Origin of the sequence: Cupriavidus sp. H18C2 (genome assembly GCF_049393795.1) — a bacterium.
Classification (GTDB): Bacteria; Pseudomonadota; Gammaproteobacteria; order Burkholderiales; family Burkholderiaceae; genus Cupriavidus; species Cupriavidus pauculus_C.
The window spans coordinates 892,231-904,247 of sequence record NZ_CP186010.1 but is presented as its reverse complement, the minus strand read 5'-3'; the positions used below and the strand labels follow the sequence as shown (position 1 = coordinate 904,247).

General features: G+C 67.0%; 11 protein-coding genes and 1 riboswitch. Of the genes, 9 read left to right on the top strand and 2 right to left on the bottom strand.

Annotated features, from left to right (window positions below):
* Positions 1-15: 15 nt before the first annotated feature.
* The 5 genes from xdhC (at position 16) to EPAKOI_RS04305 (ending at position 5,799) form a co-directional block, all read left to right on the top strand.
* A complete protein-coding gene (gene xdhC, locus EPAKOI_RS04325) occupies positions 16-1,020 on the top strand; it encodes a xanthine dehydrogenase accessory protein XdhC (protein WP_423193060.1) in 1,005 nt (334 codons plus the stop codon).
* Positions 1,021-1,064: 44 nt separating this feature from the next.
* Positions 1,065-2,129: an adenosine deaminase gene (locus EPAKOI_RS04320; protein ID WP_423193059.1), complete on the top strand. Its 1,065-nt coding sequence runs from the start codon at positions 1,065-1,067 to the stop codon at positions 2,127-2,129.
* 135 nt (positions 2,130-2,264) lie between these two features.
* Positions 2,265-3,548: a guanine deaminase gene (gene guaD / locus EPAKOI_RS04315; protein ID WP_423193480.1), complete on the top strand. Its 1,284-nt coding sequence runs from the start codon at positions 2,265-2,267 to the stop codon at positions 3,546-3,548.
* Between the two features lie 184 nt (positions 3,549-3,732).
* Complete coding sequence (locus tag EPAKOI_RS04310) at positions 3,733-4,917, top strand: fatty acid desaturase (RefSeq protein WP_124684904.1); 1,185 nt, start codon at positions 3,733-3,735, stop codon at positions 4,915-4,917.
* Positions 4,918-4,992: 75 nt separating this feature from the next.
* Positions 4,993-5,167: riboswitch (yybP-ykoY riboswitch) on the top strand.
* A gap of 56 nt (positions 5,168-5,223) precedes the next feature.
* Positions 5,224-5,799 carry a TMEM165/GDT1 family protein gene (locus EPAKOI_RS04305; protein ID WP_124684905.1) on the top strand — a complete coding sequence of 192 codons (576 nt, stop codon included), beginning with the start codon at positions 5,224-5,226 and terminating at the stop codon, positions 5,797-5,799.
* 104 nt (positions 5,800-5,903) lie between these two features.
* On the opposite strand, the gene EPAKOI_RS04300 is transcribed toward EPAKOI_RS04305, so the two are convergent.
* The gene (locus EPAKOI_RS04300) at positions 5,904-7,106 is read right to left on the bottom strand and encodes a urate hydroxylase PuuD (RefSeq protein WP_124684906.1); all 1,203 of its coding nucleotides are present in this window, start codon (positions 7,104-7,106) and stop codon (positions 5,904-5,906) included.
* 31 nt (positions 7,107-7,137) lie between these two features.
* Positions 7,138-7,491, bottom strand: a complete 354-nt coding sequence (gene uraH, locus EPAKOI_RS04295; protein ID WP_124684907.1) for a hydroxyisourate hydrolase — start codon at positions 7,489-7,491, stop codon at positions 7,138-7,140.
* A gap of 345 nt (positions 7,492-7,836) precedes the next feature.
* On the opposite strand from uraH, the gene EPAKOI_RS04290 reads away from it, so the two are divergent.
* From EPAKOI_RS04290 to uraD, 4 genes are all read left to right on the top strand, one after another.
* Positions 7,837-8,577, top strand: a complete 741-nt coding sequence (locus EPAKOI_RS04290) for a GntR family transcriptional regulator (protein WP_124684908.1) — start codon at positions 7,837-7,839, stop codon at positions 8,575-8,577.
* Positions 8,578-8,787: 210 nt separating this feature from the next.
* Positions 8,788-10,194, top strand: coding sequence for a nucleobase:cation symporter-2 family protein (locus EPAKOI_RS04285; RefSeq protein ID WP_124684909.1), 1,407 nt, complete (start codon positions 8,788-8,790; stop codon positions 10,192-10,194).
* A 192-nt stretch (positions 10,195-10,386) separates the two neighbouring features.
* Positions 10,387-11,331, top strand: coding sequence for an allantoinase PuuE (puuE, locus tag EPAKOI_RS04280; RefSeq protein WP_423193058.1), 945 nt, complete (start codon positions 10,387-10,389; stop codon positions 11,329-11,331).
* Positions 11,328-11,849, top strand: coding sequence for a 2-oxo-4-hydroxy-4-carboxy-5-ureidoimidazoline decarboxylase (gene uraD, locus EPAKOI_RS04275; RefSeq protein WP_423193057.1), 522 nt, complete (start codon positions 11,328-11,330; stop codon positions 11,847-11,849). The genes puuE and uraD overlap by 4 nt, the downstream gene beginning before the upstream one ends.
* Positions 11,850-12,017 lie beyond the last annotated feature (168 nt).

Sequence of the window (12,017 nt, the reverse complement as noted above, 5' to 3'; positions counted from 1 at the left end):
CGACGGAGACCTACCATGCAGGACGCCCCGCTCAAGCCGTTCCGCTTTGCCGACGCCGCCCGCTGGGTGCGCGCCGGCGTACCCGTGGCGATGGTCACCATCGTCGACGTCAAGGGCTCCGCGCCGCGCGAGGCCGGCATCCGCATGCTGGTCACGGCCGACGACCTGGTCGGCACCATCGGCGGCGGCCATCTCGAATGGCGCGGCATGGACATCGCCCGCGCGATGCTGGCCAACCGCCACGTGCGCGGCAACCCGCCGCGGCGCATCGAGCGCATCGCGCTGGGGCCGGCGCTGGGCCAGTGCTGCGGCGGCGTGGTCAAGCTGGCGTTCGAAGTACTGGACGAGGCCGACCTGCAGTGGCTGGACGCCGTGCAGGCCGCGTTCCGGGCCGGCCGGGCAATCGAGCGCGTGGTGCCGCCCGCCGGCCCGGTCGGCTTTGCGCCGAGCCGCGCCCAGTTGGCCACGGCGGCGCTGCAGGGCGACGGGACGTGGATCGACACGCTGGTGCCCGACGCCATGCACGTGGTGCTGTTTGGCGCGGGCCACGTCGGCCATGCGCTGGTAAAAGTGCTGTCCACGCTGCCCTGTCACGTGCACTGGGTGGACGAGCGCGACACGCTGTTCCCGGCCGGGCTGCCCGACACCATCGAGGCCGAGCCGACCGACACGCCCGAGGCCGTGGTCGACCAGGCGCCGCCGGGCGCGTACTTCATCGTCATGACCCACAGCCACGCGCTGGACCAGCAGCTCTGCGAGCGCATCTTCCGCCGCACGGATTTCGCCTATTTCGGGCTGATCGGTTCGCGGACCAAGCGGGCCAGGTTCGAGCACCGGATGGTGGAGCACGGCGTGGACCCGGCGCGGCTGCCGGAAATGACCTGCCCGATGGGTGTGGCGGGCATTACGGACAAGGCTCCGGCTATGATTGCGGTTGCCATCGTCGCCCAGCTACTGCAGGTGCGCGAGCAGCGCATTGCGGCGCTGCGCGCCCAGCGGCTGGAGACGGTGCTTCCGTAACAGCACAGCCGCCCGTGCGGCTGTCAGCATAGAAAAGAGGCCCCATGACCATCGATGCCGCGCTGGCGGACAAAATCCGCCGAACTCCCAAGGCCGAACTGCACGTGCATATCGAAGGCACGCTCGAACCCGAGCTGATCTTCCGGCTGGCCCAGCGCAACAACGTCAGCCTGGCCTACCCCGACGTGGAGGCGCTGCGCGCCGCCTATGCGTTCAGCGACCTGCAGTCGTTCCTGGACATCTACTACGCCGGCGCCAGCGTGCTGCTGACCGAGGAAGACTTCTTCGACATGACAATGGCCTACGTGCAGCGCGCCGTGGCCGACAACGTCCGCCATGCCGAGATCTTCTTCGACCCGCAGACCCACACCGAGCGCGGCGTGCCGATCGGCACCGTGATCGACGGCATCTCGGACGCGCTGGCACAGGCGCGCACCGAGTACGATTTTTCGAGCAGCCTGATCCTCTGCTTCCTGCGCCACCTGTCCGAGGAAGACGCGTTCGCCACGCTGGAGGCCGCGCTGCCCTACCGCGACCGCTTTGTCGGCGTGGGACTGGATTCGTCGGAGCGCGGCAACCCGCCCGAGAAGTTCGCGCGGGTGTTTGCCCGCGCCAAGGCGCTGGGCCTGCGCCTGGTGGCCCACGCGGGCGAGGAAGGCCCGGCGCAGTACGTGACCGACGCGCTGGACATCCTCAAGGTGGAGCGGATCGACCACGGCGTGCGGGCCATCGACGACGCGGCGCTGGTTGCGCGGCTGGCGCGAGAGCGCGTGGCGCTGACGGTCTGCCCGCTGTCGAACCAGAAGCTCAAGGTGTATCCAGACCTGCGCGACCACTCTCTGAAGCATCTGCTGGACGCGGGCGTGGCCGTGACGCTGCATTCGGACGACCCGGCCTACTTTGGCGGCTACATGAACGCCAACTGGGAAGCCACGTTCGACGCGCTGCCGCTGGACGCCGCCGACGCCCACAAGCTGGCGCGCAACAGTTTTGAAGCGGCCTTCCTGCCGGAGAAGCAGAAGGCCGAATTCCTGGCGGAGGTCGACCATTTCTGGTCGGCGCCGCCGATGTCCCCGCCCGCGGCGGCCCATGTGAGTTCCACGGGCTGACGCGGACGCCTATCCCAGAATGCCGGATGCCGCGCCCGCTGCCTGCCAAGGCACGGGCGGGGCGCCGGCCGCCCCGAGACAAGACGATGACGACTTCCCCCGCCCCCCCGCACCAACGGTGCCGTCACCCGCGCCATCCGCGGCCGCATCCTCCATTTCCTGCGCGATCCGCAGTTCCACGAGGACGCTTATCAGTATTGGGAAGACGGCCTGATGATCGTGACCGCCGGGCGCGTGGCCGCCGTGGGCCCGTACGCCACGCTGGCGCACGAGGTGCCGGCCGGCGCCGAGCTGGTCGACCATCGCGGCAAGCTGATCGTCCCGGGCTTCATCGACACGCACGTGCACTACCCGCAGACCGACATCATCGCGTCGCCGTCGCCGGGCCTGCTGCACTGGCTGGACACCTACACGTTCCCCGAGGAGCGCCGCTTCAGCGACGCCACCTACGCGCGCGGCGTGGCCGACTTCTTCACCGACGAACTGCTGCGCAACGGCACGACCACGGCGATGGTCTGGAGCACCGTGCACGCGCAGTCGGCCGACGCGCTGTTCGCGGCCAGCCAGGCGCGCAACCTGCGGATGATCACCGGCAAGGTGCTGATGGACCGCAACTGTCCCGATTTCCTGCAGGACACGGCCGCATCCGGCGCGCGCGAATCGGCCGACCTGATCTCGAAGTGGCACGGCAAGGACCGGCTGGCCTACGCCATCACGCCGCGCTTCGCGCCCACGTCCACCGAAGCCCAGCTTGCCGCCTGCGGCGAGCTGGCGCGCGCGCATGACGACGTCTTCATCCAGACGCACGTGGCCGAGAACCGCGACGAGGTGAAATGGGTGGCCGAGCTGTTCCCGGACGCGCGCAGCTACCTGGACGTCTACGACCGCTACGGCCTGCTGCGCCCGGGCGCGTTCTACGGCCACGCGATCTACCTGGACCCCGAGGACCGCCGCCGCCTGGCCGACAGCGGCGCGGCCGTGGCCCACTGCCCCACGTCGAACCTGTTCCTGGGCAGCGGGTTCTACGACTTCCACCAGTCCGACGCCAACCGCCTGAACGTGACGCTGGCCACCGACGTGGGCGGCGGCACGTCGTTCTCGATGTTCCGCACGATGAACGCCGCCCACAAGGTGGCGCGCATGGGCGGCTACCACCTGACGGCGCTGCGCATGTTCTACCTGGCCACGCGCGCGGCGGCCGAGGCGCTGGGCTGGCAGGACCGCATCGGCAGTTTCGAGGTGGGCTGCGAGGCCGATTTCGTGGTGCTGGACCCCGATGCCACGCCGCTGATCGCGCGCCGCAGCAGCCGCTCGGAGACGCTGGAAGAGCAACTGTTCGCGTTCGCGATGCTGGGCGACGACCGCGTCATCGACAGCGTGTACGTGATGGGCGAAGCCGCGCAGCCGGTGGCTGCCTGAGCACGCCGCCGGCGCGCCGCCCCGCCGATCAAGCGGCTCCGGCTTCGCATGGGACGCCGAAGCCCCTTTCAGACCCAATGTCTTGATCAGCATCAACACAATCGTCATCCAAGCCTTATAGCCTGTCGCATTCGTGCGCCCACGCAAATGGGCGCCCCCTGCATTCCGACTCGCTGAAGCCTTGATGACTGCCAGATCCCAGACCCTTTCCCCGACGGACGGCGGCGCGCCGCCTCCCGCCGCCGCCCCGTCCACCGCCTCCCAGCGTCGCCCGCATGCCGGCGACGTGCCACTGCCCGAGCCCATCGCGTTCGAGGCCCCGTTCCCCAACCGCAAGACCATCCGAAGCTGGCTGATCCCGCTGGGACGCCGCAGCACGTCGCGCGCGCTGCTGCTGTTCGCGTTCGACTACGCGCTGTTCTTCGCGGTGCTGGCCGGCGTGGTGCTGCTGTCGGCATGGTGGGCCAAGGTGGGCCTCGGCGTGCTGGCCGGGCTGATCATCGCGCGGCTGTTCATCATCGGTCACGACGCCTGCCACCAGAGCCTGACCGACCACCGCGGCCTGAACAAGTGGCTGGGCCGGCTGACCTTCCTGCCGTCGCTGACGCCGTACAGCCTGTGGGAAGTGGGCCACAACGTGGTGCACCACGGCTATACCAACCTCAAGGGCTTCGACTTCGTCTGGGCGCCCTACTCGCTCGACGAATTCCGCGCGCTGCCGCGCCGCCGCCGCGTGATGGAGCGCATCTACCGCAACGGCTTCGGCGCCGGCCTGTACTACCTGATCGAGATCTGGTGGTTCAAGCTGTTCTTCCCGAGCAAGCGCCAGATGGCCACGCGCCGCGCGATCTTCCTTTGGGACTGCACGCTGGTGGCCGCCTTCGGCGCGCTGTGGATCGGCGCGCTGGCATGGCTGGCCGTCGCCACGGGGCAGTCGGTGCTGCTGATGGTCGGCACCGGCTTCGTGCTGCCGTTCCTGGTCTGGAACACGACGGTTGGCTTCGTGCTCTACGTCCACCACACCCATACCAGCGTGGCGTGGTACGACACCAAGGCGATGTGGGCCAAGGCCCAGCCGTTCGTCTCGACGACCGTGCACCTGCGCTTCGGCATGGGCATCGGCGCGGCGCTGCACCACATCATGGAACACACGGCGCACCACGTGGACATGAGCGTGCCGCTGTACCGGCTGAAGCGCGCGCAGGCCCTGCTGGAGCACGCGCTGCCGGGGCGGATCATCATCGAGAAGTTCTCGTGGCGCTGGTACTTCCGTACCGCGCGGCACTGCAAGCTCTACGACTTCAAGGCCCTGTGCTGGACCGATTTCCGCGGTCGCCAGACCAGCGAGAACGCCCCCGTGCCTGCCTGAGAACCCTTCTCAATTCGATCGTAGTTCCGCCAGATCGTTGGACATTCGCCGACGGTCTGGCTACAATGCGGGCTCCATTGGGGAGTAGCCGCCCTGATCCCACCGCGCCGCGCAATGCGGCACCCGGAGGACAGGGGCGTACGTCAACAGACTTGACCGCGAAGCGGTTATGGCGTGCGCAGCCTTGGACCTTGTGTCCAGCGCCTGGCGAGACCGATGACCATACCTTTCTGGCCGGGCCGGGAAAGGTGTGTGTCATTGGCATCTCGCAAGATGCGCAGGCGGCCCGGTTTTACACCAATAACAATGGAATCATTCCTCGTCTCCACAGGTATCGTCGCGCTCGCCGAAATGGGCGACAAGACGCAGTTGCTGTCCCTCGTGCTGGCCGCGCGGTATCGCAAGCCCCTTCCCATCATCCTCGGCATCCTGATCGCCACGCTGGTCAACCACGGCTTTGCCGGCGCCCTTGGTGGCTGGATCACCCAGGTCCTGGGCGCCAACCTGCTGCGCTGGATCCTCGGTCTTGGCTTTATTGCGATGGCCGCGTGGATGCTGATTCCCGACAAGCTCGACGAGGCCGAGGAAGCGAAGCCGGTCAAGGGCGCGCTGGGCATCCTGGGCACCACGATCGTGGCCTTCTTCTTTGCCGAGATGGGCGACAAGACGCAGATCGCCACCGTGGCGCTGGCGGCCCGCTTCCATGGCGAGGTGCTGGCGGTGGTGGCAGGCACGACGTTCGGCATGATGCTGGCCAATGCACCGGCCGTGATGCTGGGCGAGAAGTTCGCGAACCGGATGCCGATTGCCCTGGTCCACAAGATCGCCGCCGCGATCTTCCTGGTGCTGGGACTGCTGGCGCTGTTCAACGTCGGACGCTGATAAAAAAACGGGGCCGAAGCCCCGTTCAAACCCTCGCCGGTCCGGTACAGCCGGCTGCCGACTGCGCAGCCTCCGGACCGTCGATCACCGATGCCCGGTCGTAATCAGTTGGTCGTCTTGGCGCCGCCCTCGAACCACTGGCCCAGCAGCGCGCGTTCGTCGTCCGTGATCTGCGTGACGTTGCCCAGCGGCATCGCCTTCTGCTGCACGGCCTGCTGGTAGATGAGCTGGGCGTGCGACTTGATGTCGTCCACGGTATCGAGCTTGATGCCCTTGGCGGCCGTCGGCATCATCTTCGGCTGCGCGGCATGGCACTGCACGCAGCGCGAGTTCATGATCTCCTGCACCTTGACGAAGCTCACCGCGTTGGCGGCGCCTTCGCCCTGCGCCACCTGCGGGCGCGGCTGCGGCGCGATCAGGAACGCCACCAGCCCCAGGCACGCCACGCCGGCGGCCGGCCACGCGATGTTGATCTTGCCCTTGTGCTTGAGGATGAAGAACTGGCGGATCAGCACGCCGGCCAGCATGACCAGGATCAGCACCACCCAGTTGTTCTTGGCCGCGTAGGTCATGCTGTAGTGGTTCGACAGCATCGCGAACAGCACCGGCAGCGTGAAGTACGTGTTGTGCACGCTGCGCTGCTTGCCGCGCTTGCCGTGGATTGGGTCCACCGGCTGGCCGGCCTTGAGCGCCGCCACCACCTTGCGCTGCCCCGGGATGATCCAGAACAGCACGTTCGCGCTCATGATCGTGGCGATCATCGCGCCGGTCAGCAGGAACGCCGCGCGGCCCGAGAAGATATGGCACGCCACGTAGGCGGCCACGCCCACGTAGATCGCCACCAGGATGCCCACCGTCCGGTCGCTCTTGCCGAAGATCCGGCAGATGGCGTCATAGACCACCCAGCCCACGATCAGGTACGACACCGCGAAGCCCACGGCCGCGCCGGGCGACATGTCGTAGACGTTCTTGTCGATCAGGAAGGTGCTGGCGTTGAACAGGTACAGCACCACCAGCAGCGCGAAGCCGCTCATCCACGTGGAGTACGACTCCCAGTAGAACCAGTGCAGGTTCTCGGGCAGCGACTTCGGCGCGGTCAGGTACTTCTGGGGGTTGTAGAACCCGCCGCCGTGCACGGCCCAGAGTTCGCCATCGACGCCCTTGTCCTTGAGCCCGGCGTCCGTGGGGCGCGTCAGGCTGTTGTCGAGCCAGACGAAGTAGAACGACGAGCCGATCCAGGCAATCGCCGTGATGACGTGCAGCCAGCGCAAGAGCAGATTGGCCCAGTCGAGAATGTAGCCTTCCATGACTTGTCTCCTTGTTCCCGTCCGCCTTGTCTCAGCTGCCGCGGTAGGTCGAGTACGACCACGGCGACACCAGCAGCGGCACGTGGTAGTGCGCGGCCGTGTCGGCAATGCCGAAGCGCAGCGTCACCACGTCGAGGAAGGCCGGTTCGGGCAGCTTGACGCCCTGGGCACGGAAGTAGTCACCGGCACCGAAGTCGAGTTCGTAGACGCCCGGTTGCAGGTCGGCGCCTTCCAGCAGCGGCTGGTCGGCACGGCCATCGTGGTTGGTCCGAATCGACTTCAGGGTCTCGCGACGATTGTCGACAATTTTATGCAGGGTAACCGACATGCCGGCACCGGGCGTCCCGGCGGCAGTGTCGAGAACGTGAGTGGTCAAGCGTCCCATCCTGTTCTTCCTTTGGAATGTGGGTTGTGAGGGGCGCCGCTGCCTTCACTAGCACCATTTGTGGGAAATGGTGCCCGCTCGGTACGTGTTTCAACGCATCCCGGCGCTGGATTGGTGCGAGGCGACAATGCGCCTGCCCTATCCGTTAGACAACTCGGTAATTACCCGTAGTTGTCGAAAACCTGGGTCGGTTTTGTTGACAATGGTGCTTGCATATCCAAATAATTGTCAACAATTTTTAGATCGGCGCAGCCAAATGATCGATATCAAAACGCTTGATGTTGGTCTGTGAACGGCTCGCTACGATCGCTGACCATCGCCTCCCCTGCATTGCGAGTGTCCAGGATGTCCAAGAATCTCAAGCTGATCGCCGCCGACGCGCTGCCCGCGTCCCTAGACAACAAGCCCGCCCGCAAGGGGTCGGTGGAAGAGCGCATGTATCACGAGATCTACGACGCGATCATGGAGCACCGCCTGCCGCCGCGCACCAAGCTCACCGAGCATTCGCTGTGCGAGATCTATGCCACCGCGCGCCACACCGTGCGCAAGGTGCTGTCCCGGCTGGCCGCCGACGGCATGGTCGACCTGGAGCCCAACCGAGGCGCCTTCATCGCCAGCCCGTCGACCGACGAGGCGCACGACATGTTCGAGCTGCGCCAGATGCTGGAGCGCGCCGTGCTGGAAAAACTGGCCGCCATGCCGAACGTGCGCGCGGTGATCGCGCCGCTGCGCAAGATGGTGGCCGACGAGCGCCAGGCGTTTCTCACGCACGAGCGGCCTACCTGGATCCGCCTGTCCGCCGAATTCCATACCGCGCTGGCCGACCTGTCCGGCAACGCGCTGCTGGTGACGATGATGCGGCGGCTGGTGTCGCGCACCACGCTGATGATCGCCAGCGTGGAGGCCCCCGGCCACAACGCGTGCTCGTTCGACGAGCACGACGACATTCTTGACGCACTGGAACAGGGCGACGCCGCCCTGGCGCAGTCGCGCATGGCGCACCACCTTGGCGCCTGCGCTGACCGCGTGCAGCCGGACGAGCCCGGCAACTTCGATCTTCGCAGCGTGCTGGGCCGCTCCACCTAGCACGGTGTTCCCGCCGCCGGGCAACAGCACACCCCTGTTGCCGATGCAGGCCCACCCGCTGCCCGCCGCATCCACGCCCGCCAGAGGCGCGGCAGGCAGCCGGACAAGAACCGCCAACAATCGCCCGTCACAAGAGGCATCGACAAAAGCGGTCACGGGCAAAACCCGGCGCGCGTTCCCATCGAAACCAATCGGAGAGGAGACACATCCATGAATTCCGCAAGCACCACGGTCCCCACGGACCAGACAAACGAGCGGCTGCCCTCCGGGCGGTTGCTGGCGCTGGGCCTGCAGCACGTGCTGGTGATGTATGCCGGTACTGTTGCCGTTCCGCTCATCGTCGGCGGGGCGCTCAAGCTGCCGAAGGACCAGCTCGCGTTCCTGATCAATGCCGACCTCTTCGCGGCCGGCCTGGCCACGCTGATCCAGGCCATCGGCTTCTGGAAGTTCGGCATCCGCATGCCCGTGATGATGGGCGTGACGTTCGCGTCGGTGGCGCCGATGATCGCCATCGGCACCGACCCCAACGTGGGCCTGCTGGGCATCTATGGCGCGGTGATTGCGTCCGGGCTCTTCGGCATCCTGATCGCGCCGATGATGGGGCGCATGCTGGGGCTGTTCCCGCCCGTGGTGACCGGCACCGTGATCACGCTGATCGGGGTGTCGCTGATGCGCGTGGGCATCAACTGGGCCGGCGGCGGCCAGCCCACCACGCGGGCGGTCATCGACGGCGTGGTCAAGGACGTGCCGAACCTGGCCTACGGCGACCTGGGCAACCTGGCCATCGCCGGCCTGACGCTGCTGGTGATCCTGCTGCTGACGCGCTACGGGCGCGGCCTGGTGGCCAACTGCGCGGTGCTGCTGGGCATCATCATCGGCACGTTCGTGGCAATGGCGTTCGGCAAGGTGTCGTTCGAGGGCCTGCACGAAGCCAGCTTCGTGGCCGTCATCACGCCGCTGCACTTCGGCATGCCGACGTTCCAGCTCACCGCGATCCTGTCGATGTGCATCGTGATGCTGATCACGCTGGTCGAGTCCACCGGCATGTTCCTGGCGCTGTCCGACATCACCGGCCGCCGGCTGAGCCCGAAGGACCTGACCGCCGGCCTGCGCGCCGACGGCCTGGGCACGGTCATCGGCGGCGTGTTCAACACGTTCCCGTACACGTCGTTCTCGCAGAACGTGGGGCTGGTCACCGTGACCGGCGTGCGCTCGCGCTACGTGGCGGCCGCCGGCGGCCTGATCCTGATCGCGTTCGGCCTGTTCCCGAAGATGGCCCACGTGGTGGCGTCGGTGCCGCAGTTCGTGCTGGGCGGCGCCGGCATCGTGATGTTCGGCATGGTCGCGGCCACCGGCATCCGCATCCTGGGCAGCTGCGATTTCAACCGCAACCGCCACAACCTGTTCATCGTGGCGATCTCCATCGGCTTCGGCATGATCCCCACGCTGGCGCCCACGCTGTTCCAGTACCTGCCCAAGTGGACCGACCCGTTCACGCACAGCGGCATCGTGCTGGGCACCATCGTGGCCGTGGTGCTGAACCTGTTCTTCAACGGCATGCAGTCGGCCGAGGAAGCCATGCGCAACGCCGCCGCGAACAGCCATGGCACGGAGTAACCCCGCCGACCATTGACCCCTGACAATCGCACGCGACAATCGGGCGCGGACAATCCGCTGCGTTCCGCTCCGCCTGCCGCGTACGTTGCCGCCTGCACCGGGCGGCCTCTGGCACGCGCTTTGCGTCATGCAGCGCGCTCCGGGACCGACCCCTGCAGGCCGCAGATTTCTCTCCTGAAGCAGACACAACAGATGACACACGATAACTATCCACGCGATCTCATCGGCTACGGCGCCCGCCCGCCGCACGCCCGCTGGCCGGGCGGCGCGCGTATCGCGCTGCAGTTCGTGCTCAATTACGAGGAAGGCGGCGAGAACTGCGTGCTGCACGGCGACGCCGCGTCCGAGCAGTTCCTGTCCGAGATCGTCGGTGCCGCGGCCTACCCCGCCCGGCACATGAGCATGGAAGGCATCTACGAATACGGGTCGCGCGCGGGCGTCTGGCGCATCCTGCGCGAGTTCGAGCAGCGCAAGCTGCCGCTGACGATCTTCGGCGTGTCGATGGCGCTGCAGCGCCATCCGGAACTGACGCGCGCCTTCGTCGAGCTGGGCCACGAGATCGCCTGCCACGGCTGGCGCTGGATCCACTACCAGGGCATCGACGAGGCCACCGAGCGCGAGCACATGCGCATCGGCATGCAGATCATCAAGGACCTGACCGGCGAGATGCCGCTGGGCTGGTACACGGGCCGCGACAGCCCCAACACGCGCCGGCTGGTGGTGGAGCACGGCGACCTGCTGTACGACTCGGACTACTACGGCGACGACCTGCCCTTCTGGACCGAGGTGGAAGTCGCCGGCGGCGAGAAGAAGCCCCACCTGGTGGTGCCCTACACGCTGGACTCCAACGACATGCGCTTTGCCACGCCGCAGGGCTTCAACACGGGCGAGCAGTTCTTCCAGTACCTGAAGGACGCGTTCGACGTGCTGTACGCCGAGGGCGACCCCAGCGGGCTGGACCAGCCCAAGATGCTGTCGATCGGCATGCACTGCCGCCTGCTGGGCCGGCCGGGCCGGTTTCGCGCGCTGCAGCGGTTCCTGGACTACGTCCAGTCGCACGACAAGGTCTGGATCACGCGGCGCGTGGACATCGCCCGCCACTGGATCGACACCCACCCGTACCGGAGCCAGGCATGAGCCAGATGCACTACACGATTACCCAGCTGAACGCGATGCCCGAGCCCGAGTTCGTCAAGGTGCTGGGCGGCATCTACGAACACTCGCCCTGGTTCGCCGAGGCCGCGGCCCGGCAGCGTCCGTTCGCCAACACGGCGGAACTGGCCGGCGCGCTGCGCGCCGCGGTGGATGCAGCGGGCCAGGACGCCCAGCTCAAGCTGGTGCGCGCCCACCCGGAGCTGGCGGGCAAGGCGGCCGTGCGCGGCGAGCTGACGGCCGAATCGACGCGCGAGCAGGCCGGCGCCGGGCTGGACCAGTGCACGCCGGAGGAATTCCAGCACCTGCAGGACCTGAACGCGGCCTACAACCGCAAGTTCGGCTTCCCGTTCATCCTGGCCGTGCGCGGCTACGACCGCCACGGGATCATCGACGCTTTTGCAAGGCGCCTCGACAACGAGCCCTCGGTCGAGTTGCAAACTTGCATCAACCAGATCCACCGCATTGCGCAGTTCCGCCTGAACGACTTAGTATCCGCCTGAAAAAAAATCCACGGCAGTCAAGAGAGAGAAATTCAGGAACGTTCGGCGACCCGCGTCGCCGTCCAACAAAGTCCCGGCCGCGCCGGTCCCCACTGCACCGTCAGACTTCCGTGCGCGGCCAAGGGACAAAGCAGAAGAAGCCCAGTCAAGGGTTCCGGCACACAACGA